Genomic DNA, 22,040 nt, shown 5'->3' with positions numbered 1-22,040 from the left:
GGTTTGCAGTCTGTGACGAGGGAGGCGGCCATCATCCCGTTCGTGAAAAGCGGCTTTGCCGCAATCCTGGTTTTTCCCCTGCTCGCAGGTGCTGTTGCTGCCGAAGAGGCCGGTCCGGCCGACCTTGCCATCGCGCGCAGCGTCGCGACGATGCTGCAATCGGCGCGTGCGGTCGTTTCCGTCAACCAGGCGCGGATCAACGATCCCGATATCGGCGACAAGGGGCTTTCGGGCGCCGTCGTGCTGGAAGAGGCCATCGCCAACTACCGGAAGGCGACGGGACGGGATCCCCGCACGGTCGATCCGACATCCTATGAAGGGCGGTTGCTCAAGGCGCAGATGGATGCCGTGGTCGAGGTGATGGACGCCAACCAGGCGACGATCAATACCAAGGGCAAGGGCTTCAAGGGTTTCATTCCCGCCACTTTCACCCGCCTGGTCAATGAGGCTTTCGAGGCCCGTATCGGTGCGGAAGCCAGCATGAAGTTCACCGCGCCGCCCGTGCTGATCCGCAACCGCAAGGCCCGGCCGGACGCCTTCGAGGCCGCGGCGATCCGCGACTATCTCGAGGCTGCCGACTGGCCGAAGGGCCAGATCTATTCGGCGACGGTCGAGGAGGACGGCCGGCGACGGGCGCGCGTCATGGTGCCCGAATATTACGCGCCCTCCTGTCTTACCTGTCACGGCGACCCGGCCGGTGAACTGGATATCACCGGCTATCCCAAGGAAGGCGCGCATGAGGGCGATCTCGGCGGCGTCATCAGCATCGGGCTGATCCCGCAATGACGGCTGCGCCGGGTTCGGGCCTCTCGCTGCGGCGCCTGCCGATCCGCGTGCGGCTCATTCTGCTTGCGGCGGTGTTGCTGGTTGCCACCATCGGCAGCAGCCTCTTCACCCGCGGCGAGCTTTCCGAGGCGCTGCGCTCGGAAGACGAGGCGAACCGCATCGCCCAAATCATCGCCGTTGCCCATGAGGTGCGCGCCGACTTCAACAGCCTGCGCTATTGGCAGGCCGACCTCTCGGTCAGTCTGCTGACGCTTGCCGAGACCCGCGCCGCGGAGGCGCGCACGCGGCTTCGCGAACGGCTCGACACGCTTGCCGAACATCGCCCGACGGAGGCCGCGGCGATCCGCGCGGAGGTCGAGCGGTTCGACGATCTCGCCAACCAGGCGGTCGAGGCCTATACGGACGACCAGCGCGTGATTGGCAACACGCATTTCGCCGAGGCGCGGCGCTACGGCATCGGCGTCGAAGACCAGCTCGCCGCGCTCCAGGCCGATCTCGGCCGGCAGGCGGCGGCAGCGCGGGCAAACATCCTCCTGCAGTTCGAGCGGGCCGCCAATGTCGCCTCCCTGCTGTCGATTGCCGCCGTCATCATCGGTACGGTCCTGACGGTCGTCATCCTCGGATCCATCCTGAAGCCGCTCGGGGAGATCGTCACGGCCGTGCGGGGGCTGACGAAGGGCGATACGAATGTCGTCGTGCCGCCGGCCGGCGCGGATGAGCTTGGCCGGGTGAGCGAGGCGCTGCAACTGCTGAAAGAGGGCCAGCGGGAGCGGGAGCGCCTGACGCGCGAAGCGGAAAACCAGCGCAAGACGATGGGGGACGCCATCGAGAGCATCGCGGAGGGCTTTGCGCTCTATGGCCCGGATGAGCGATTGATTATCACCAACCAGCGCTTTCGCGATATGCATCCGATCCACGAGACCTTCGTGCCCGGCACGTCGATGTTCCGCGATGTCATCGAGGCGGGCGGACGCGAGATCGTCGCACTCGAACAGCCCTTCGACGAGTGGGTTGCTGTACGGCTTGCCGCGCATGACCACAGCGCCACCCGCGTCGTGCCCTTCCGGGATGGCCGCTGGATGCAGATCAGCGAGCGGCCCACCCACGAGGGTGGCTTCACCATCGTCTATGTCGATATCACGGAACTGCGCCGCCGGCAGGAGGAGCTGGAGCTTGCCCGCGACGAGGCGCAGCGCGCCACGCAGGTGAAGTCCGAATTCCTCGCCAATATGAGCCACGAACTGCGCACGCCGCTCAACGCCATCATCGGCTATGCGCAAATCTTGCAGGAGGATGCGGAAGACACCGGCCAGGGCGACTTCCTGCCTGACCTCAAGAAGATCGAGAGCGCCGGCAACCACCTGCTCGGCCTTATCAACGGCATTCTCGACCTCTCGAAGATCGAGGCCGGCCGCATGGAGGTCTACAGGGAGCGTTTCGGCATCTCCGCGCTGGTGAGCGACGTCGCGGCGCTGATCCGGCCGCTTGCCGCCAAGAACGGCAACAGTTTCGTGGTGGAGTGCCCCGAGGATATCGGCTCGATCGAGACCGACGTCACCAAGGTCAAGCAGGCGCTGCTCAACCTCCTCTCCAATGCCTGCAAGTTCACCGACAAGGGAACGGTCACGCTCGCCGTTGCGCGGCAGGGTACTGGCGTCGAAAGGCGGCTGGTTCTAACCGTCGCGGATACCGGCATCGGCATGAACGAGGAACAGCTCGGCCGGCTTTTCCAGGCCTTCTCGCAGGCCGACAGCTCGACCTCCCGCAAATTCGGCGGCACGGGCCTTGGCCTTGCCATCAGTCGCAGCTTTGCGCTGATGCTCGGCGGCGACCTTACCGTGGAAAGCCGGCCGGGCGAGGGCTCGCGCTTCATCTTCACGCTGCCTGATCCGGATGAAGTTGCCGCGCCCGCCGGGACGACGGAGGAGGGCGCCGCGCCGGCAAAAGCGGATCAGGTCGATCGGACCTCCGTGCTCGTCGTCGACGACGACGAGGCCTCGATGAACATCATCGGCTCGCATCTGAAACGCGAGGGTTATCGCGTACTTTATGCAGGCGGTGGCGAGCAGGCGCTGGAGATGGCGCGCAAGCATCGCCCCGCCGCCATCACGCTCGATATCCTCATGCCGCAGATGGACGGCTGGTCGGTGCTGGTCGCGCTGAAATCCGATCCCAACCTGTCGGCCATACCTGTCGTCATCGTCAGCATCAGCAACGAGAAGGCGCTCGGCTTTACGCTCGGCGCAGCGGCCATGCTCGCGAAACCGGTCGATCGCGGCGAACTCAGCGACTTCATTGCGCGCCTCACCGGTGGCCGCGAGGACGGCACCGTGCTTGTCGTCGAGGACGATGCGGCGACGCGCCTCCTCATGCAGCGCACCGTGGAACGGCTTGGCCGCAATATCGCCCTGACGGAAAACGGCCGCCAGGGCATGGCCTGGCTTGCCGAAAACCCGCCGCCCATTGCCATCCTGCTCGACCTGCAAATGCCGGAGATGAACGGTTTCGAATTTCTTGCGGCGCTTCGCGAGCGGGCGGAATGGAACGCCGTACCGGTGCTCGTGGTCACGGCAAAACACCTTTCCAATGCGGAGCGCGAGCTTTTGAGCGCGCGTGCCACGCAGATCATCGGCAAGGGCGGCGCGCATGTCGAGCTGACGCAGGCGCTGCGCGACGTGCTTTTCACGCGTTTGCCGAACGCCAGCGGGACCTGATGTCATGCCAAAAATTCTGCTGGTCGAGGACAACGAGATGAACCGCGACATGCTCTCGCGCCGCCTGGAGCGAAAGGGCTACGCAGTGATCTTCGCCATAGATGGCGAGGAGGCCGTCATGCGCGCTGCCTCCGACTCGCCCGACCTCGTCCTCATGGATATCGGCCTGCCCGGCATCGACGGCTGCGAGGCGACGCGCCGTATTCGCGAAAATCCCGCCAATGCGGGTCTGCCGATCATTGCGCTGACCGCCCATGCCATGAGCGTCGACGAAGCCCGCGCCCGCGATGCCGGCTGCAATGACTTCGACACCAAGCCCATCGATCTGCCGCGTCTGCTGGGCAAGATCGAAGCGCTGCTTCCCGGTATCGGCTAATACAGCGTCAGCTCGCCTGCACGGCGCTCGCCTCGAGCCCCTTCTTGCGCTCCGCATAGACGCGGGCGAGCCAGGCGCAGACCATCAGCTGGATCTGGTGGAAGAGCATCAGCGGCAGCACGATGGCGCCGATCGACTGGCCGGCGAAGATCACGCTCGCCATGGGCACGCCACTGGCGAGGCTCTTCTTCGAGCCGCAGAAGACGGCGGTGATGCGATCTTCGCGGTTGAAGCCGAGGAGTTTGCCACCGACGCTGGTGATGACGAGCACGACGGCCAGCAGCAGGCTGTCGATCAGGATGAGGAGAGCGAGGTCCCCGATAGCAAGCTTCTGCCAGATGCCTTCCGTCACCGCCTCGGAGAAGGCGAGATAAACGACCATCAGGATGGAGCCACGGTCGAAGGGATTGAGCAGCGTCTTCTTCGAGCGGATCCAGTTGCCGATGAAGGGCTGCAGCACCTGGCCGGCGACGAAGGGCAGGAAGAGCTGCAGCATGATCTTCCAGATCATGTCGAAGGATATGCCGGCCTGGCCGCCGGTGGAAAAGAGCAGAGCGACGAGCGCCGGCGTCAGGAAAATCCCGAGAATGTTGGACGTGGAGGCCGCGCAGATCGCGGCCGGCACATTGCCGCCGGCTATCGAGGTGAAGGCGATCGACGACTGTACCGTGGAGGGCAGAACGCAGAGGAAAAGCAGGCCGAGATAGATCGGCTGGTCGATCAGCCACGGCGAGAACAGGCCGAGCCCGAGGCCGAGCAGCGGGAAGACCACGAAGGTCGTGACGAGGATGAAGAGTTGCAGGCGCCAATGCAGGAAACCGGCGATCACCACATCCGTGGAAAGGCGCGCGCCGTGCAGGAAGAACAGGAGCGCGATCGCCACATTGGTGGCAATGCCGAACCATTGCGCCGGCTCGCCCGATATCGGCAGCAGCGAGGCGAGCAGCACGGCGCCGACAAGCAGCAGCGTGAACGTATCGGGCAGGAGGCGTTTCATCGGTTATCGTCCGGATGGTCTCGACAGGCCCCTAAAATGCGCTATCCTGTTTTACGATGCAATCGATAATGCTTATCGAGAAACGTGATATGCTCGATCTCGCCCAACTGCGCAGTTTCGTCATGGTGGCCCAGACCAAAAGCTTCACGCTTTCGGCCGAGCGGCTGAACCTGGGCCAGTCGACGGTCAGCCAGCATCTCCAGCGGCTGGAGCGCAGCCTCGGCCGTCGGCTTATCGACCGCGATACCCATGCGGTACGGCTGACCAGCGACGGCGAGGCGCTGCTGCCGAATGCGCGCCAGCTTCTGGCGCTGGAGCGCCAGACGGTTGCGCGCTTCGATGCCGCGGCGCCGCGCGGCCCCTTCCGCCTCGGCATTTCCGAGGATCTCGTGAGCGGGCAATTGCCGGGGCTGCTGGAAGACTTCATCGCAGATCATCCCTCCGTCGATCTCCAGCTTTCCGTGGCACTCTCCAAGACGCTGGCCGACATGCAGGATCGTGGCGAACTCGATCTCGTCATGGCCAAACGGCGGATCGGCGAGCAGCGCGGCGACGCCATTCTGCGCGAGCCGCTCGTGTGGCTGGCGAACGATCCGGAAGCCATGCTGGCAAAGCCCGCGTTGCCGCTGATCGTGTTTCCGCCGCCGAGCCTGACGCGGGCGCTGCTGATGGAAGCGCTGGAGCGCAGCGGCTTGCCCTGGCGCATCGTCTGTTCCTGCCAGAGCCTCAGCGGGCTGACGGCGGCGGCAAGGGCGGGCATGGGCGTGCTGGTGCAGCCGCGCAGCCTGGCGCCATCAGGCCTTCGCGAGATCGCCCCTCCCTTGCTGCCGGCGCTGGAGGATGTGGAATTCGTGCTCGTCACGGCGAGCTCGGCCGATCACGCCACCGTCTCGGCTTTCTCCCGCAAGGTGCGCGAGCGCTTCGGCAAGGGCTTCGCCATCACCACGGCCCCCTGACGTCAAACCATAAAACCTGCCGCTCGGCAGCGAAAAAACATCCGAGGAGAACAAAGAGAATGCGCAATTTCGAAAGGCCGACCCGCTCCGTCGCCGTGTCCCGCCATGCCATGGCGGCCACCTCGCACCCCTCCGCGACGCTCTGCGCTCTGCAGATCATGGAGGCTGGCGGCAATGCGATGGATGCGGCCATTGCCGTTTCTGCCATGCAATGCGTCGTCGAGCCGGGCTCGACGGGCATCGGCGGCGATTGCTTCGTGCTTTTTGCGCCCGACGGCTCCGACAAGGTGATCGCCTATAACGGTTCGGGCCGCACGCCCGCCGCGCTGACGCTCGACTGGTTCACCGGGCGTGGCCTTGCCGAAGTGCCGCGCCAGTCTCCGTCCGCTGTGACCATTCCCGGCGCCATCGATGCCTGGACGCGACTGCATTCCGATCACGGCCGCATGCCCTTTGCCGACGTTCTGGCGCCGGCCATCCGCTTTGCCGAGGAGGGCTATGCGATCAGCCCGCGCGTTCACTGCGACTGGCAACTGGAGGAAGAGCTTCTGGCTTCCGACCCGACGGCCGCGCGCATCTTCCTGCCGAAAGGCCGGGCGCCGAAAATCGGCGAGGTGCATCGCCAGCCGGAGCTTGCCGCCACGCTGAAACGCATCGCGGCCGAGGGGCGCGACGGGTTCTATACGGGGATGGTCGCGGAAGACATGGTCTCCTATCTGCGCTCGCTCGGCGGGCTGCATACGCTGGAGGATTTTGCCGGTGCGCGCGGCGACTACGTGACGCCCGTGACCACGGATTTTCGAGGTCACACGATCCACGAATGCCCGCCGAACGGCCAGGGCATCATCGCGTTGCTGATCCTCAACATCCTCAGCCGTTTCGAGGCCAAGGGCGATCCGCAATCGCCAGACCGGCTGCATCTGGAGATCGAGGCGACGCGGCTGGCCTACGCGGCGCGCGATGCCTGGATCGCCGATCCGGACAAGGCGCATGTGCCGGTCGAAGAATTGTTGTCGGACGGTCTTGCGGACCGGCTGGCCGGCATGATCGACCTCGGCCGCGCGTTGACGGACCTGCCGGCCTTCGACATGCCGCTGCACCGCGATACGGTCTATATTTCCGTCGTCGATCGCGACCGCAACGCTGTCAGCTTCATCAATTCGGTCTTCGACAGCTTCGGCACCGGCCTCGTCGCACCGCGTTCCGGCGTGGTGTTGCACAATCGCGGCCAGAGTTTTTCACTGAAGCCAGGCCACCCCAATGTCGTGGCACCGGGCAAGCGGCCGCTGCACACCATCATTCCGGGCATGGTGACGCGCGGCGGGCGGGTGGAAATGCCGTTTGGCGTGATGGGTGGCTACTATCAGGCGATGGGCCATGCCCATCTCGTCTCGAAGGTCTTCGACTACGGCATGGACCTGCAGGAGGCGATCGACCTGCCGCGCCTCATTCCCAAGCCCGATGGCACGCTTGTCGAGGCCGAGCACACATTGCCGGCGGCGACGGCGAGCGAACTGACGCGCCGTGGCTTCTCTCTCGTTCCGGCCGAAGGGCCGATCGGCGGGGCGCAGGCGATCCGCATCGACTGGGAGAACGGCACGCTGATCGGCGGCTCTGAATCCCGCAAGGATGGCATTGCGCTCGGGCTTTGAGGGAGAGGATCGTGATGGATACGCAACAGCCGAAACTGGAACTGGTGATGCGCATCGAGGCGGAGATCGCGCCCGCTCTCGTCGTCGGCGAGATCGGCGGCGGCGTACGCGAAATCATCCCGATCACGGGTGGGCGCTTCACGGGGCCGGATATCCATGGCGAGGTTCTGCCGGGCGGTGCCGACTGGTGCCTGACCCGGCCGGATGGCATCAGCGACATCTGGGCACGCTATACGCTTCGCACCCATGACGGCGTCCTGATCTCGCTGATCAATGCCGGAACCGTGCAGGCGGACGAGAACGGCGACTTCCGCGGACGGACGGTGCCGCGGTTCGAGGTGGCCGATGGAGCCTACGCCTGGCTTCGCGATGCGGTCTTTGTCGGGACGCTGCTGACCGACGGAGCGGGGACGCTGGCCAAGGCCACCTTCTTTCGCGTGGCCTGAAACCAATGGGCCGGCCGTCAGAAATGGCGGCCGGCGTCCAGGATTTCCTCGGCGTCTTCCAGCGTCATGGAAAAGACCTGCCGGCCGATCTCGAAGCTGAAGCCGCCGCGGGCGAAGGCGGAAAATTCCTTGGCTTTGCGCTTGTCGTCAAGCTCGACCTTGCGGAACGGCCCGAAGGCGCGTTTGCGGGCGAGCACGACGGCGGCGTAGAGATCGTCCATCTCGGCGACCGCGGCGGCGGCCGTTTCCTTGGCAATGCCCTTCTGCGAAAGTCTCTGCACGACCGCGCGCTTCGACCGGCCGCTGCGCATGCCGGAGCGGCTGCTCATTTCGGCGAAAGCCGTATCGTCGAGCGCCTTGTTGTCATAGGCGAACTTCACCGCGGCATCGGCGAGCGCCTTCACCTGCGCGTCGCTGATTTCCTCGAATTTCTCGCGCGCCTTTCGGGCGATGGCATCGTAGAGCTGCTTTTCCGTGTGCATGCGCCGTTCGATGCGATAGATCGTCGAATTGCGCGCCCAGGAGAACATGCGCGGCGTGGGCACATCGGCGGGCGTGTCGTCTTCCAGGCTCAAGGCGGGCTTTCGGCTATTGCGGTGCTTCGGATCCCGTTCCTTATGGAAGAAGTTCCCCGCCCTGTCACCCTTCCGCCTCTGTCAGCGCTTCGCCACGACGAGGTCGATCTCTACCAGCGCATTGCGCCCGAGTGCGGCAACACCCACCGTCGTGCGCGCCGGCAGATGCGCATCCTCGCTGAAATGCCTGTGATAGACGGCGTTGAGACCGGCATAGTCGCGGGAAAAATGCGTGAGATAGATGCGGGCGAAGACGGTGTCTTCCAGCCGGTAGCCGGTGGCATCGAGGATGTGGCGGAGATTGAGGAAGACAAGGTCCGTCTGCGCCTCGATCGATGCGGGCAGGGGCGCGTCCGGGCTATCGGGATCAATCGGCAACTGGCCGGTTACGTGGAGCAGGCCTGCGGCTTCCACGGCATGGGCGTAGCGGGCGGTGGCCGGTGGCGGAGCGGCGTTGGCGACGACGTGGCGGTGCAGCGGCATGATCGGGTATCCGGTGAGGGACGGGTGCCGGCTGGACCGGCACCCGTATGGAAGGCTCAGCTCCAGGCGTGGCGCGGAGCGTTGATTCCGTTGAGGTAAAAGTTGCCGACGTGGAAAAACTTCCAGCGCACGGGGTCGTGCAGCGTGTGCGCGCGTGCATTGCGCCAGTGGCGGTCGAGATTGTGCTTGGCGAGCGTGGCGCGCGTGCCGGCCAGCTCGAACAGCTTGTTCGTGGCGAGGATGGCGATCTCGGTCGTCAGCACCTTGGCTTCGGCGGTCTTGACGGTCGCGTCGTTGATCGTCTCCTCCGTTGCATTTTTAAGGCCGACGTCGATCGCCTCGCCCGCGATGTCGAGCAGGGCTTCGGCCGCATGCAGGCGGATCTTCAGGTCGCCGATGGCGGCGATGGTGAAGGGATCCTCGCCCGCAGTCTCCTTGCCGCTGTCGATCCACGGTCGGCTCTGGGTCTTGATGAAGGCGATGGTGTCGTCGATCGCGCCGCGCGCGATGCCGGCGTCGATGGCGGCCTGGATGATCTGCGAGACGGGGCCGGCGATGGTCGGCCGGTCGAAGGCGGCGACGGGCAGCAGCCGGCTTTTCGGCACGCGCACATTCTCGATCTTCACCGCGCCGGAGGCCGTGGTGCGCTGGCCGAAACTCGACCAGTTGTTGGTGACCGTAAGGCCGGGCGTCTCGCGGTCGGTGAAGACCAGATAGCCCTTTTCGTCGGCATCGACGGCGACGATCGGGATGATGTGGGAGAGAAGCGCGCCGGTCGTGTAGAATTTTTCGCCGTTCACGACCGCTTCGTCGCCCTCATGGGCAACGCGCGTTTCGAAGGCCCCGACGGTCTTGCTGTTCAGCTCGGAAAAAGCATTGCCGAAGCGCAGGCCGGAAAGAACCCAGCCGAAGAACTCCTTCTTCTGCTCTTCCGTGCCGTCGAGATCGATATGGCCGTTGATGGCGAGGTGGTTCTGGGTGATCTGGGCGATGGAGGAGTCCGCCGCGGCGAGGATGGCGATCACCCGCGCCAGCGTCTTGTAGGAAACGCCCGGGCCGCCATAGGCCTTGGGGACGTTGATGCCCCAGAGACCGCTTTGCGAATAGGTATCAATCTCCTTGAGCGGCAGCAGACCTTCCCGGTCGCGAAGGGCGGCACCCTGCGCGAAGTCGGCGGCCAGCCGCTTTGCGATAGCAATCGCCTCTTCATCGCTCTTGATGATGTGGGCGGGCGTCTGCGGGCGCGGGCGCGGCGGAACCGGATCGTCCGAATTGACGCGCGGATGCTGCGTGTAGTCGATCGGCTGTTTTTCGATAATCCCCATGGCGAAACTCTCCGGTTGGTTTCGGGAGAGTTTCGCAGTTAAAAATAAAATCGATAGATATTATGTATTATAAAGTGGCTCGCTTGGGAAAAATCCTTCGAAAGCGGCCGCCGGCTTCTTTGCCGTTCAGGCCTTCGCGCCATAATATTTCTGCGCAATGCTGGCGGCCGCCGCCATCGTCTTCTGCCCGATATCGAGCATGCGCGTCTTGTTCGTCCGGGCGGTCGGGGCAGCGACGGCAAGGGCGCCGACGGGTTTCCCGCTTGGAGCGAGGATGGGGGCCGCGGCGCTGATCACGCCCATTTCAAAACCCTGCTGGTTGATCGAAAAGCCGCGCTTGGCGGTCTCCTTCAAGAGGAGGCGCACGGCTTCCGGTTCGGTGACCGTCTCGGCGGAAAACCGCTCCATCGGCCGTTTCAGCGCCCGCTCGATCTCGTCGGCCGGCAGGAAGGCGAGATAGGCGAGGCCGGAAGCCGTGGCGTGGAAGGGAAGCGGCGTACCGAGATCGACGATCACGCGATGGGCCTGCGAGGAATCTTCGACATGGATGGTGGAGAGCCGGCCGCCGGTAAATTCCGAAAGATGGACCGTTTCGCCCACCTCGTCCGCTAGCGCCTTGACGAAGGGGGCTGCGACGGAAACGAAGGGAAACCGCTCCTGGCGAATGCGCGCCAATCGTACGGGGGCGGCGCCGAGCCGGTATTTCCGCGTCTCCTCGTCCTGCTCCACGAAACCGTGTTTCTCCAGTTCCACCAGGAAACGCCGCGCCGTGGCCTTGTCGAGTGCGGCAAGCCGCGCGACGTCGGTCAGCCCGATGTCCTTGCCGAGCTGCGAGATGACGTCGAGGAGGGAGAGGGCCTTTCCGATGGTGCTCATGCTTCTCTTTCGCGCGTTTCGTTACGGACCGTGTCGCACCGGATGATCGATGCCGCCACCCCCCGGACAGCCTCTCATGCCTCTCCCGTTCCTGTCGAGATACTTAACATGAGAATTAACTTGACGCGGGTGCAGGCTTTTGCAAGTCTAATATTAAAATAAAGGTTCAAATAATGAACCGCAAGACAATTCTTCGAGTGGGAACCGCCGGGCGCTTCGCGCACGGCACTGGAGGCGGCAGCCGTGTGGGGTGAGCCGCCAGGATGGGAGCAAAATCATGAGCAATGAGACCGTGTCGCCCGGCGGCGCGAACCAACTGCGCAAGAACAGCCTGGGTGTCGGGGCCGTCACCTTTCTCGTCGTGTCGGCCGCAGCGCCGCTGACGGCCGTTGCCGGCGGCGTGCCGCTGTCGATGATGCTCGGCAACGGTGCCGGCATTCCGCTGACCTTCGCCTTCGTGACGGCCGTTCTGCTGCTGTTTGCCGTCGGCTATGTCGCGATGGCCCGCCATATCAGCAATGCCGGCGCCTTCTACGCCTATACCGCGCAGGGCCTCGGCGGCCTTGCCGGCGGTGCGGCGGCGCTGATCGCAATTCTCGCCTACAATGCCATGCAGATCGGTGTCCTCGGCCTTTTCGGTGCCGCGACCGCCGGGTTCTTCGCCGGCTACGGGATCGACGTGCCCTGGTGGGTCTGGACCTATCTCTGCATCGCGCTCGTCGCGGTCTTCGGCTATCGCCGGGTCGATTTTTCCGCCCGCGTACTCGCCGTGCTCGTGGTGCTCGAATATCTCGTGGTCCTGGTCATCGATGCGGCGATCTTCATCAAGGGCGGTGACAGCGGCCTCTCCGCGGTGCCCTTCACGCCGTCCGCCTTCATGAGCGGAACGCCGGCCATCGGCATTCTGTTCTGCTTTGCCGCCTTCATCGGCTTCGAAGCGACGACCATCTATTCCGAAGAGGCCCGCGAGCCGGAAAAGACCGTGCCGCGCGCCACCTATATCTCCGTGGTCCTCATCGGTGTCTTCTACATGCTGACCTCCTGGTTGATGGTCAACGGTGCTGGTGTCGACAAGCTGGTGCCGGAAATCCAGGGCCTTGCCGATCCGACGACCTTCCTCTTCGGTCTGGCGGACCGCTATGTCGGCAATGGCATCACCACCATCATGGGCATCCTCTTCATCACCAGCCTTTTTGCCGGCGTCGTGGCCTTTCACAACGGCGTTGCCCGCTACATGTATGTCGCCGGCCGCGAGGGCCTGCTGCCGAAGGCGCTCGGCGTCACCCATCCGGTGTTCCAGAGCCCGCATGCCGGTTCGGTCGTGCAGACGGTCATCGCCGTCGTCGTCGTCGCGCTCTTCGCCTTCGCGGGACTGGATCCTGTGCTGGCACTGTTCTCCTGGCTGACGAATGTCGGTACGCTGGCGATCATTCTGCTGATGGCGCTGACGGCCTTCTCCATCGTCGCCTTCTTCGGCCGCAACCCCGGTCTTGAAGGCAGCAAGCTCGCGACGGTCGTGCTGCCGGTTCTGACGGGACTGATCCTTGCAGCACTGGTGTTCTATATTGCCACCAACTTCGGCGCGTTGGCCGGGGCCGAGGGGCCGCTTGCCGTGTTCCTGCCGGGCCTCGTGCTGATTGCCGCCGTCATCGGCCTCTTCTGCGCGCTACGTCTGAAGTCCGGCGACGCGATCGCCTTTGCGCGTCTCGGTGTCGGCCGCTAAATCTGAAAAGCACGGCGGCGCTCCGGCGCCGCCCCTTCTTTCGAGGGAATGTCATGCAGGAAAAGATCGAAGCGCTCCGTAACCTCGTCATCGCCCCGCAGGCGTTGTTCATCGGCGGCAACTGGCGCGAGCCGGCCACCGGAGCGGTGCTGGACGTCGTCTCGCCGATCGACGGGCGCCGGCTGACGAGCATCGCCGATGCCGGAACCGTCGATGTCGACAGGGCGGTGAAGGCGGCGCGTGCGGCGTTCGAAAAGGGCCGCTGGGCGAAAGCCGCGCCGGCCGAACGCAAGCGGGTGCTCCTCAAGATCGCCGAACTGATCGAGAAACATGCCTTGGAACTTGCCGTGCTCGGCGTGCGCGACAACGGCACGGAAATCGCCATGGCGCTGAAGGCCGAACCCGGCAGCGCCGCCGGCAGCTTCCGCTACTATGCGGAGGCGATCGACAAGGTCTATGGCGAGATCGCGCCGACGGCGGGTGATATTCTCGGTCTCGTTCACCGCGAGCCGGTCGGCGTGGTCGGCGCCATCGTGCCGTGGAATTTCCCGCTGATGATCGGCGCCTGGAAGATTGCGCCGGCGCTTGCCGCCGGCAATTCCGTGGTGCTGAAGCCGGCGGAGGTGGCCTCGCTGTCGCTGCTGCGTCTTGCGGAGCTTTGTGCCGAAGCCGGACTTCCGGAGGGCGTGCTCAATGTCGTGACCGGCCGTGGCGCCGTCACCGGCGAGGCGATGGGCCTGCATCCCGATATCGACGTTCTGGTCTTCACCGGTTCCGGCCCGGTCGGAAGGCGTCTCCTCGAATATTCGGCCCGCTCCAATCTCAAGCGCGTCTATCTCGAGCTCGGCGGCAAGTCGCCGAACGTCGTCTTTGCCGACGCGCCCGATCTCGACAGGGCGGCAAAAAACTCCGCCTACGGCATCTTCCGCAATTCCGGCCAGGTCTGCGTCGCCGGTTCCCGGCTCCTGGTCGAACGCTCCATCGTCGGGGAATTTTCCGCGAAGGTGGCCAGCATCGCGGCGTCCATGAAGGTCGGTGATCCCCTGCTGCTGACGACCGAGGCCGGCGCGATCTCCAGCGAAATGCAGCTGCGCAAGGATCTCGGTTTTGCCGAGCAGGCGCTGGTCGAAGGTGCGAAATTGCGCACGGGCGGTAAGCGTATTCTTACGGAAACGGGCGGCTTCTACATGGAGCCGACGGTCTTCGACGTCACGCCGGGCATGACGCTTGCGCGCGAGGAAGTGTTCGGGCCGATCCTCTCGATCATCCCCTTCGACACGGAAGAGGAAGCGCTCGCCATCGCCAACGGTACCGACTACGGCCTCGCCTCCGCCGTCTGGACCGCCAATCTCTCGCGGGCACATCGCATGGTGCGCGGCATCCGTGCGGGCGTGGTCCATGTCAACACCTATGGCGGGGCCGACAACACGGTGCCGCTCGGTGGCGTGCGCCAGTCCGGCAACGGTCACGACAAGTCGCTGCATGCGCTGGAAAAATATCTCGACCTGAAGACGGCGTGGATCCAGCTCTGAGCGCAGCCATGCTCGCGAGAAATTGATCGCGGGCACCTCTCCACCATAGCGGTAGACGACCGGGGCAAAAGCCCCGGCGGGGCGGCTGTACGCTCTGTTTCAGCGGGAATTGTTCACGCGCTGCCGCGCCGCATTCATATATTTAACGTGTGAAGTACATTGACAGTCGCCCCTATCTGCGGCAAGCTGATATTGAAAACAAGGTTCACATAATGAACCGAAAGGGAACATCGCTATCATGACTGGGACGCCGCGCGCAGATCTCATCCTTACCCGTGGCCGCATCTACACGGTCGACGCCGCCAATTCCTGGGCCGAAGCTGTCGCCATTGCGGATGGCCGTATCCTTGCCGTCGGCAGTGCCGCCGATATCGAGGCCTATCGTGGCGACAAGACCGAGGTGGTCGATCTCGCCGGCCGCATGGCGATGCCCGGTTTTGTCGACATCCACAATCACATCATGATGGGCGGCCAGGCCGATCTCTTCGAGACGCAGATTGCCGCCGGGGCCTCCGTCGAGGCCATCTGCGCCCATGTGCGCGCCCAGGCCGAAGCCTCAGCGCCCGGCCAGTGGATCGTCGCCAACCAGTGGGGGGCGGACATGATCAGTGCGCTCAACACGGAGGCTGCGCTTCAAAAACTCGATGCCGCCGGTCTTGGCCATCCCGTCCTGCTGCGTGACGAAACCATGCACAACCGCTGGGTCAACAGCGAGGCGATGCGCCTGTCGGGCATCTCCGACAACCAGCCCGATCCGCCGGCCGGCGCTTTCGGCCGCGATCCTGCGACCGGCCGGCTTACCGGCCTGCTCATCGAATCCGCCGCCGGCATCGTCGAGCGTGTGGCCGCCGATCATTTCACCGAGGCGATGGGCGAGGCGGCCGTCGCCCGCGCCGTGGAGATCGTCAATTCCTACGGCGTCACCGCCTTCCAGGACGCCGCGTCGGTTCTCTCCATCCTGAAGGCGCTGAAGGGCCTCGATGAAAGGGGTGACCTGACTGCCTGGGCCGTGACCTCGTTGCCGCTGATCGAGCCGTCCTTCATGTTCGGCCTTTCGGGCGATGAACTGCTGGCGCTGCGCGATGAATACCGCACGCGGCATGTGCGCCCTAACTACACGAAGATTTTCCTCGACGGCGTGCCGGGCGCGCGCACCGGTGCCTTCCACGACGCCTATGTGGACGACGCGGCGCACCCGCACGGCTATCGCGGCGAAGTCCTGGTCAGCTATCCCGACCTCGTCAAATATGTCGACAAGTCGGAAAAGCTGGGCATGGGTCTGAAGATCCACTGTGCGGGTGACTATGCCGTCACCGAAATGCTCGATGCGGTGGAGGCGGTGCGCCACTTCAATGGCCCGACCAGGGTGCTGCACCATATCGCGCATGCGAGCTACATCCGCCCGGAGGATATCGAGCGTTTCGCTGCGCTGCAGGTGGTGGCCGATCTCTGCCCGATGATCTGGTATCCGACAACCTTCCTCGAGGGGCACAAGGAAGCGATGGGCGAAGAGCGTGCCACGCGCTTCTGGCCGATCGCCGATCTCCACAGGACCGGGGCGCTGCTCGCCGGTGGTTCGGACTGGCCGGTCATCCCGATCCCCGATCCGCTGAACGGCATCGAGGGCATGGTGACGCGCCAGAACCCGTCGGGCGCTTTCCCGGGTGTGGCGCTCTGGCCGGAGCAGGCCATCGACCTTGCCACCGCCATTCGCATCTTCACGCTGAATTCGGCCATCGCCATGGGGCTTGGCGAAGAAACCGGTTCCATCGAACCCGGCAAGTCGGCGGATATCATCGTGCTCGACCAGAACCTCTTCGACGTCAAGGCCAACCGCATCGCCGCCACCAAGGTCCTCACCACCTATTTCGAAGGCCGCGCCGTCTATCGACGCTAAACCTTCATCGACAACAACAAGAAAGGGAGCAGCATGACACAGACCCGCAATCTTCTCCTCGCCTCCACGGCGATCCTGCTTGCCGCCGCCTCGTCGGCGTCGGCTGCGCCGACCTGCGAGAGCGGCCCGATCCAGATCGGCGCCGTTTCGACGGTGACGGGCGTCGTCGATTTCTCCGACGCACCGCGCGCGACGGCCGCCGTGTTCCAGCAACTCAACGATGCCGGCGGCATCAATGGCTGCAAGGTCGAGTTCACCATCGCCGACGACAAGGGCGATCCACAGGTCGCCGCTCAAGCCGCGCGCGATCTCATCGACAACAAGGGCGTCGTGGCGCTGGCCGGCGGGGCGAGTCTGCTCGACTGTGCCGTCAATGCCGCGACCTACGACCGTAACGATGTGCTCGCCGTACAGGGTGTCGGCGTCGATCCGCTCTGCTTCAACGCGCCGAGCGTCTCGCCGGTCAATGTCGGTCCCTATACGCTGACGACGGCCGTGCTCGACTATGCCACGAAGGATCTCGGGGCGAAAAAGCTCTGCACGTTCTTCAGCATCATCGGCGGCACGCAGGAGGCCTATGCCGCCGCCGTCGCACGCTGGGAGAAAATCAGCGGCAACACGATCACGCTGACCGACGTGACCCTGCCGATGCAGGGCGATCTCACCCCCTATCTCATCAAGGCGCGCGACGCCGGTTGCGACGCGGTGCTGACCAATCAGGTCGAGCCGGGTGTGGTGCAGTGGATCAAGACGGCGGATGCGCAGAAGATCACGGGCATCAACTGGCTGTTCCTGGCGCCGGGCTACACGGAAGGCGTTTCCAAGGCGCTCGCCGACAGCAAGCAGCCGGTCTATGTCGGCACCGAATGGGAACCTTATACGGAAGCCACCGACGCCAATGCCGACTGGGCCAAGACCATGGAAACGGCCGGCCTTGCCAAAACCGCTTTCTCGCAGGGCGGCTACATGGCGGCCAAGGTCATGATCGACACGATCTCCGGTCTTGAAGGCGAAGTCACCCGCGAAGCGGTGACGGCGGCGCTGAAAGAAGGCAAGGCGCTGACCTATCCGATTGCCGGCAACGCCTATTCCTTCGGTGATGCGAAGGCGCATTCGCCGATGCAGGCCACCAAGATCATGCAACTGGTCGATGGCAAATGGACGGTGAAGACCAAGGACTGGTTCGTCCTGCCTGCGGCGGAGTAGCTGCCGGGAGATCGAAGCCCTGGGGACAAACCCCATGCCAAGCTGGCCGGCCCCATATGGGGCCGGAAAACCATGGCGGCTGGCGCGGTGCGCCGCGCGCATCGACCCGGAGTTCCGGAATGGATTCACTGTTTACTGCCGCCGTTGCGGGATTGTCGGCCGGCGGGGCCTACGCCATCCTCGGCGTCTGTGCCATCTTCACCTACCGGCTCGTCGCCGTGGTGAATTTCACGGGTGCCGCCATCGGCGCTGCCGGTACCTTCGCGATGGTCGCGCTGTTCGAACTGGGCGTGCCGCTGTTGCCGGCCGTGCTGCTTGGCATCGCCGCGGGTGCCGCCGCCGGTATTGCAATCGGTCTCGTCATGACGACCTGGTTTGCCGGGAGCAGCGCCTCGACCAAGGCGGCGGTCACCGCGGCACTGCTCGTCGGCATCATCGCCGTCGGCCTGCGCCTCACCGGCGGCCAGCATCCGCACTATTTCCCGGAGATCATCCCCGGTTCCGCCTTCCGCCTCGCCGGCGTAGAGGTGACCTGGGCCGCCGTCACGACGCTGGCGCTTTCCATCGCCTTTACCCTGCTGACGGAACAGTTTCTCGCCCGCACCCGCACCGGCCTGCAATTGCGTGCGCTTTCGCAGCGCCCGATGGCGGCGGAGCTGATCGGTATCCGTGTGCGCCTGCTGGCGCTCGGTGTGTGGGCCGTCACCGGCGGGGTCACGGCCTTCGCGCTGATGATCATCGCGCCGCTGCGCTCGCCGGATTTCTCCTCGCTCAGCCTGCTCGTCGTACCCGCGCTGGCCGCCGCCCTCATCGGTGCCTTCTCCAGCTTTCGCGCTGCGCTGATCGGCGGCCTGATGATCGGCCTGCTGGAAGGCAGCGTCAGCGCCATCGGGGCGGTCAGCCAGTATCGCGGCGCCGTACCCTTTCTTGTCATTCTCGCGGTCCTGCTCTGGTCGCAAAGGGGAGCCCGTTGGGATGAAGCACGCTAGTTTCCGCGCCGCGGCCACCACCGCCCTGTCGCTCGCCGTGCTCGGTGCGGTCATCCTCCTCGTGCTGCCGAAGTACTGGGTATTCCTCATCACCGCCGTCTTCATCGTCGGCATCGCGCTGCAAAGCCTCGGCCTCGTCACCGGTCGCACGGGCATGATCTCGCTCTGCCAGATGTCGTTTGCCGGCGTCGGCGCCTGGGTGACGGGGTATCTCAACCTCATCGGCGCCCCTGGCGGGCTCGCGGTCTGGATGCTGATCGGGGGGCTGGCCGCCGTACCCGTCGGTGTCGCCATCGGCCTGCCGGCGCTGCGCCTGCGCGGCATCAACCTCGCCATCGTCACGCTCGGCTTCGCTGCGGCCTTCGACACGGTGCTTGCCACGATCACCTTTCCCGGCCAGACGAGCTTCACCCAGGTCGCGCGCCCCGAGGCCTTCGACAGCGACAAGGGTTATTTCGCCTTCGTGCTCATCACCTATGGCATCATCGCCGTGGTGCTGGAGTTCGTCAGCCGCTCGCGGCTCGGCGCGGCCTGGCTTGCGGTGCGCCATTCCGAGCGTGCCGCCGCCGCCAATGGCATCAGCATCCCGCGCGCAAAACTCAGTGCCTTCGCCATCAGCGCCTTCATCTCGGGTGTGTCCGGCGGCCTGCTCGCCGGCTATCTCGGCACGCTGGTTTCCGAAAACTTTTCGATGATGCAGTCGCTGGCGCTGTTTGCCGTCGCCACCATGGCCGGCGCGCATTTCACGCTCGGCGCCATTGCCGGCGGCATGATGATCGTGCTGTTCCCGGAATTGCTGCGCCGGCTCAACCTGCCGCAGGACGTCGGCAATGTCTTCTTCGCACTCGGCGCCGTGCAGGCGCTCTCGACCGGCGAGACGATTGCCGAGACCTGGACGCGGCTTGCCCGCAAGCTCGGGCCGAAGCGGGTGATGGCAGCGGCGACATCCGCCGGCACCCTGCCGGAAAAGACCGCCCATCCCGGCGGCATTGCGCTGGAGGTGCGCGACCTCACCGTGCGCTACGGTTCCGTGACGGCACTCGACAAGGTCAATCTCGCCGTGCCCGCCGGCGCGGTCGTCGGCCTCGTCGGCCCGAACGGTGCCGGAAAATCGACGCTGGTCGATGCCATCGCCGGCTTCCTGTTCCGCTATGACGGGTCGATCCTGCTGAACGGCAAGCCGCTCGAAGGCATCTCCGCGACCTCCCGGTCCAAGCTTGGCATCCGCCGTACCTGGCAGACGACGCGCATCGCGCCGGAGCTGCGTGTGGGCGAATATATCCGGCTTGCGGCCGGGCCGATCAGTGAGAGCGAGCTGGAAAGCCTGCTCGCCTGGTTCGGATGCCCCGGGCCGGACACGCCGATCGCGACCATCGATGTCGGCACGCGCCGTCTGCTGGATGTGGCGGGCGCGGTCGCTTCGCGCGCGCCGGTCATCCTGCTCGACGAGCCGGCTGCCGGCGTTTCCTACGACGAGGCGATGAAGCTCGGCGAGCGCATCGCCGCCATCCCGCAAACCTTTGGAAGTGCCGTGCTTCTCATCGAGCACGACATGGATCTCGTACGGCGAGCCTGCACGGCGATCACGGTGTTCGATTTCGGACGCGTGATCGCCGCGGGCGCTACCGCCGCGGTGCTGGATATGCCGGTGGTGCAGAAAGCCTATATGGGCGTCGAATTCGAGGAGGCCGCCGAGTGACCATCCTTTCCATCGGAGCATTGCAGGTTGATCGCGCCGGCATTCCTGTCATTCGCGGCGTCGATCTCGAAGCGAAGGGCGGCGAGATCAGCGTGCTGCTGGGTTCGAACGGCGCCGGCAAGACGACCTTTCTGGAGAGCCTTTCGGGCATCATCCCCGCCCGTGCCGGCTTTATCACCCTCGATGGCACCGCGCTGGTGAAGCTGCGCCCCGGCGCCCGCGCCAAGGCGGGCTTGAGCCATGTCGAACAGGGCCGAACCGTCTTCCCCGCGATGACGACGGAGGAAAACCTCAAAGTCGCGCTGCATCCGGATGCGGATCTCAAGGAGGCCTACGATCTCTTTCCCGAGCTTCTCCAGCGACGCACCGTCGAGGCCGGCATGCTTTCCGGCGGCGAACAGCAGATGGTCGTCATCGCCCGCTCCATCGTCAACCGGCCGCGCGTCATCCTCATCGACGAGATGTCTTCCGGCCTCGCGCCCGTCATCGTCAGCCGGCTGATGCGGGCGGTGCGGCAGCTCGCCGATGACGGCATGGCCGTGGTCCTGGTGGAGCAGTTCGCAGCGCTGGCGCTCGCCATCGGCAATCGCGCCTATGTGCTGCGTCGCGGCCAGATCGTCTATGACGGCGACTGCGCGGCGCTTGCCCGGGACCCGGGGCATTTGCACCGGCTCTATCTCGGCGATGCCGCTGCCTGATTTGTTTAACAGGTGAATTACATTGACTCGGAGGCAAGGGCGGCGCATCCTTGCCTTCCCGTTCCGCATGTCGATTGTGGAGCGACCAATCTTTGTTGGGAGGCAAAGTTGGATCTCGTTCAGCACAAGACCCTGGTGCCCGAAGCGTGGGCAAGCGTTTCCTACGACCAGTGGGCGGACGATCTGCGCTCGATCTGCGGCAATTTCAATCCGAAGACCATGGAACGCGGCGACAATGTGCTGGGTGCCGCCCGGCGCATCGATGTCTGCGGCATGGAGTTCGCTCATGTCTCCAACGATCTCGAATATGTCCGCCGCGGCTGGGACGATATCCGCCGCGACCCCAACGAACACCTGTTCCTGATCGTGCAGATCGAGGGCAGCTGCGGGCTGGAGCATGGCGACCGGCAGAATGTGCTCGACGTCGGCGAATGTATCCTCGTCGATTCCACCCGCCCCACGACCTTCCATTTCGGCGGGCATTTCTCGAACCACATCTCGCTGCACCTGCCGCGTCAGATGATGTATTCCGACAGCCGCATCCATTTCGACGTCGCGCGCAAACTTTTCGCCTATGATCCGATGGCGCAGATGCTGCATGCGCTGATCGCCAAGATCATGACGACGGCGGAATCGGATTCTGCCTCGCCGCATCTTCGCCAGCTGATGTTCACGGCAACACGGCAGGCCTTCCATTCCAGCCGTGAGACCGAGCCGCTGCATGCGCTGCATGACAGTGCAAGCAAGCGCCTGCAGATGGTCGACATGCTGATCGACCGGCATCTGACGGAAAACGATCTCTCCGCCCGCTGGCTGGCAACACGGCTCGGCGTTTCGATCCGCACCCTGCAGCAGGATTTCCAGGGCATGGGCGTGACCTGCACCACCATCATCCGCGACAAGCGCCTGCGGCTGGCCAAGGAAAAGATCGAGCAGCTGAAGGAGCAGAAATCCGGCGGCACGATTGCCGAGGTCGCCTATTCCGCAGGGTTCAACGACATCTCCTACTTCAACCGCTCTTTCAAGGAACTGTTCGACTGCGCGCCGACGGACCTCTTGAAGGGCGCTGAACGGTAGGCATTTGCGTTCCGGTCCAAGCCGGGGCGCGCT

The 22,040-nt window shown here is 64.8% G+C and carries 19 protein-coding genes; 14 read left to right on the top strand and 5 right to left on the bottom strand.

Annotation, left to right across the window (positions count from 1 at the left end):
- Positions 1-12: 12 nt before the first annotated feature.
- Genes MUO32_RS27350 through MUO32_RS27340 form a run of 3 tightly spaced genes read left to right on the top strand, consistent with a single transcriptional unit; the run spans position 13 to position 3,876 of the window.
- Positions 13-786 carry a DUF3365 domain-containing protein gene (locus MUO32_RS27350; RefSeq protein ID WP_257951533.1) on the top strand — a complete coding sequence of 258 codons (774 nt, stop codon included), beginning with the start codon at positions 13-15 and terminating at the stop codon, positions 784-786.
- Positions 783-3,500 carry a response regulator gene (locus MUO32_RS27345; RefSeq protein ID WP_257951532.1) on the top strand — a complete coding sequence of 906 codons (2,718 nt, stop codon included), beginning with the start codon at positions 783-785 and terminating at the stop codon, positions 3,498-3,500. Before MUO32_RS27350 ends, MUO32_RS27345 begins: the two co-directional genes overlap by 4 nt.
- 4 nt (positions 3,501-3,504) lie before the next feature.
- A complete protein-coding gene (locus MUO32_RS27340) occupies positions 3,505-3,876 on the top strand; it encodes a response regulator (protein WP_257951531.1) in 372 nt (123 codons plus the stop codon).
- A 7-nt stretch (positions 3,877-3,883) separates the two neighbouring features.
- Here MUO32_RS27340 and MUO32_RS27335 read toward each other — a convergent pair whose 3' ends face one another.
- A complete protein-coding gene (locus MUO32_RS27335; protein WP_257951530.1) occupies positions 3,884-4,873 on the bottom strand; it encodes a bile acid:sodium symporter family protein in 990 nt (329 codons plus the stop codon).
- Between the two features lie 89 nt (positions 4,874-4,962).
- On the opposite strand from MUO32_RS27335, the gene MUO32_RS27330 reads away from it, so the two are divergent.
- From MUO32_RS27330 to MUO32_RS27320, 3 genes are read left to right on the top strand one after another with little or no spacing between them, the layout of a single operon-like run.
- The gene (locus tag MUO32_RS27330) at positions 4,963-5,829 is read left to right on the top strand and encodes a LysR family transcriptional regulator (RefSeq protein WP_257951572.1); all 867 of its coding nucleotides are present in this window, start codon (positions 4,963-4,965) and stop codon (positions 5,827-5,829) included.
- 59 nt (positions 5,830-5,888) lie between these two features.
- Positions 5,889-7,481, top strand: a complete 1,593-nt coding sequence (gene ggt, locus MUO32_RS27325; RefSeq protein ID WP_257951529.1) for a gamma-glutamyltransferase — start codon at positions 5,889-5,891, stop codon at positions 7,479-7,481.
- Positions 7,482-7,495: 14 nt separating this feature from the next.
- Positions 7,496-7,927 carry a DUF3237 domain-containing protein gene (locus tag MUO32_RS27320; protein ID WP_257951571.1) on the top strand — a complete coding sequence of 144 codons (432 nt, stop codon included), beginning with the start codon at positions 7,496-7,498 and terminating at the stop codon, positions 7,925-7,927.
- A gap of 17 nt (positions 7,928-7,944) precedes the next feature.
- Here MUO32_RS27320 and recX read toward each other — a convergent pair whose 3' ends face one another.
- From recX to MUO32_RS27300, 4 genes are all read right to left on the bottom strand, one after another.
- Positions 7,945-8,496: a recombination regulator RecX gene (gene recX / locus MUO32_RS27315; protein ID WP_257951570.1), complete on the bottom strand. Its 552-nt coding sequence runs from the start codon at positions 8,494-8,496 to the stop codon at positions 7,945-7,947.
- A gap of 87 nt (positions 8,497-8,583) precedes the next feature.
- Positions 8,584-8,985: a RidA family protein gene (locus MUO32_RS27310; RefSeq protein ID WP_308311340.1), complete on the bottom strand. Its 402-nt coding sequence runs from the start codon at positions 8,983-8,985 to the stop codon at positions 8,584-8,586.
- Between the two features lie 56 nt (positions 8,986-9,041).
- The gene (locus tag MUO32_RS27305) at positions 9,042-10,310 is read right to left on the bottom strand and encodes an SfnB family sulfur acquisition oxidoreductase (RefSeq protein WP_257951528.1); all 1,269 of its coding nucleotides are present in this window, start codon (positions 10,308-10,310) and stop codon (positions 9,042-9,044) included.
- Positions 10,311-10,436: 126 nt separating this feature from the next.
- A complete protein-coding gene (locus MUO32_RS27300; RefSeq protein WP_257951527.1) occupies positions 10,437-11,186 on the bottom strand; it encodes an IclR family transcriptional regulator in 750 nt (249 codons plus the stop codon).
- 277 nt (positions 11,187-11,463) lie between these two features.
- On the opposite strand from MUO32_RS27300, the gene MUO32_RS27295 reads away from it, so the two are divergent.
- The 8 genes from MUO32_RS27295 (at position 11,464) to MUO32_RS27260 (ending at position 22,007) form a co-directional block, all read left to right on the top strand.
- Positions 11,464-12,909, top strand: coding sequence for an APC family permease (locus tag MUO32_RS27295; RefSeq protein ID WP_257951526.1), 1,446 nt, complete (start codon positions 11,464-11,466; stop codon positions 12,907-12,909).
- A gap of 53 nt (positions 12,910-12,962) precedes the next feature.
- Positions 12,963-14,441, top strand: a complete 1,479-nt coding sequence (locus tag MUO32_RS27290) for an aldehyde dehydrogenase (RefSeq protein WP_257951525.1) — start codon at positions 12,963-12,965, stop codon at positions 14,439-14,441.
- Positions 14,442-14,679: 238 nt separating this feature from the next.
- Entirely contained in the window at positions 14,680-16,338 is a 1,659-nt protein-coding gene (locus MUO32_RS27285) for an amidohydrolase (RefSeq protein WP_257951524.1), read from the top strand.
- Between the two features lie 33 nt (positions 16,339-16,371).
- Positions 16,372-17,544, top strand: a complete 1,173-nt coding sequence (locus tag MUO32_RS27280; protein WP_257951523.1) for an ABC transporter substrate-binding protein — start codon at positions 16,372-16,374, stop codon at positions 17,542-17,544.
- 119 nt (positions 17,545-17,663) lie between these two features.
- On the top strand, positions 17,664-18,533 hold the full coding sequence (locus tag MUO32_RS27275; protein WP_257951522.1) for a branched-chain amino acid ABC transporter permease: 870 nt from the start codon (positions 17,664-17,666) through the stop codon (positions 18,531-18,533).
- Positions 18,520-20,232 carry an ATP-binding cassette domain-containing protein gene (locus MUO32_RS27270; RefSeq protein ID WP_257951521.1) on the top strand — a complete coding sequence of 571 codons (1,713 nt, stop codon included), beginning with the start codon at positions 18,520-18,522 and terminating at the stop codon, positions 20,230-20,232. Before MUO32_RS27275 ends, MUO32_RS27270 begins: the two co-directional genes overlap by 14 nt.
- Positions 20,229-20,930, top strand: a complete 702-nt coding sequence (locus tag MUO32_RS27265; protein ID WP_257951520.1) for an ABC transporter ATP-binding protein — start codon at positions 20,229-20,231, stop codon at positions 20,928-20,930. Before MUO32_RS27270 ends, MUO32_RS27265 begins: the two co-directional genes overlap by 4 nt.
- A gap of 108 nt (positions 20,931-21,038) precedes the next feature.
- Positions 21,039-22,007: a helix-turn-helix domain-containing protein gene (locus MUO32_RS27260; protein ID WP_257951519.1), complete on the top strand. Its 969-nt coding sequence runs from the start codon at positions 21,039-21,041 to the stop codon at positions 22,005-22,007.
- Positions 22,008-22,040 lie beyond the last annotated feature (33 nt).

This window comes from Shinella sp. CPCC 101442 (genome assembly GCF_024704725.1).
GTDB lineage: Bacteria > Pseudomonadota > Alphaproteobacteria > Rhizobiales > Rhizobiaceae > Shinella.
This window is presented reverse-complemented; position numbering and strand designations above follow the sequence as displayed.

What these genes read in the sequence shown, in the direction of transcription:
- MUO32_RS27345 (WP_257951532.1), top strand. Translation starts at nt 783, where the DNA reads ATGACGGCTGCGCCGGGTTCGGGCCTCTCGCTGCGGCGCCTGCCGATC.
- MUO32_RS27340 (WP_257951531.1), top strand. Translation starts at nt 3,505, where the DNA reads ATGCCAAAAATTCTGCTGGTCGAGGACAACGAGATGAACCGCGACATG.
- MUO32_RS27335 (WP_257951530.1), bottom strand. Translation starts at nt 4,873, where the DNA reads ATGAAACGCCTCCTGCCCGATACGTTCACGCTGCTGCTTGTCGGCGCC.
- MUO32_RS27330 (WP_257951572.1), top strand. Translation starts at nt 4,963, where the DNA reads ATGCTCGATCTCGCCCAACTGCGCAGTTTCGTCATGGTGGCCCAGACC.
- ggt (WP_257951529.1), top strand. Translation starts at nt 5,889, where the DNA reads ATGCGCAATTTCGAAAGGCCGACCCGCTCCGTCGCCGTGTCCCGCCAT.
- MUO32_RS27320 (WP_257951571.1), top strand. Translation starts at nt 7,496, where the DNA reads ATGGATACGCAACAGCCGAAACTGGAACTGGTGATGCGCATCGAGGCG.
- MUO32_RS27310 (WP_308311340.1), bottom strand. Translation starts at nt 8,985, where the DNA reads ATGCCGCTGCACCGCCACGTCGTCGCCAACGCCGCTCCGCCACCGGCC.
- MUO32_RS27305 (WP_257951528.1), bottom strand. Translation starts at nt 10,310, where the DNA reads ATGGGGATTATCGAAAAACAGCCGATCGACTACACGCAGCATCCGCGC.
- MUO32_RS27300 (WP_257951527.1), bottom strand. Translation starts at nt 11,186, where the DNA reads ATGAGCACCATCGGAAAGGCCCTCTCCCTCCTCGACGTCATCTCGCAG.
- MUO32_RS27295 (WP_257951526.1), top strand. Translation starts at nt 11,464, where the DNA reads ATGAGCAATGAGACCGTGTCGCCCGGCGGCGCGAACCAACTGCGCAAG.
- MUO32_RS27290 (WP_257951525.1), top strand. Translation starts at nt 12,963, where the DNA reads ATGCAGGAAAAGATCGAAGCGCTCCGTAACCTCGTCATCGCCCCGCAG.
- MUO32_RS27285 (WP_257951524.1), top strand. Translation starts at nt 14,680, where the DNA reads ATGACTGGGACGCCGCGCGCAGATCTCATCCTTACCCGTGGCCGCATC.
- MUO32_RS27280 (WP_257951523.1), top strand. Translation starts at nt 16,372, where the DNA reads ATGACACAGACCCGCAATCTTCTCCTCGCCTCCACGGCGATCCTGCTT.
- MUO32_RS27275 (WP_257951522.1), top strand. Translation starts at nt 17,664, where the DNA reads ATGGATTCACTGTTTACTGCCGCCGTTGCGGGATTGTCGGCCGGCGGG.
- MUO32_RS27270 (WP_257951521.1), top strand. Translation starts at nt 18,520, where the DNA reads ATGAAGCACGCTAGTTTCCGCGCCGCGGCCACCACCGCCCTGTCGCTC.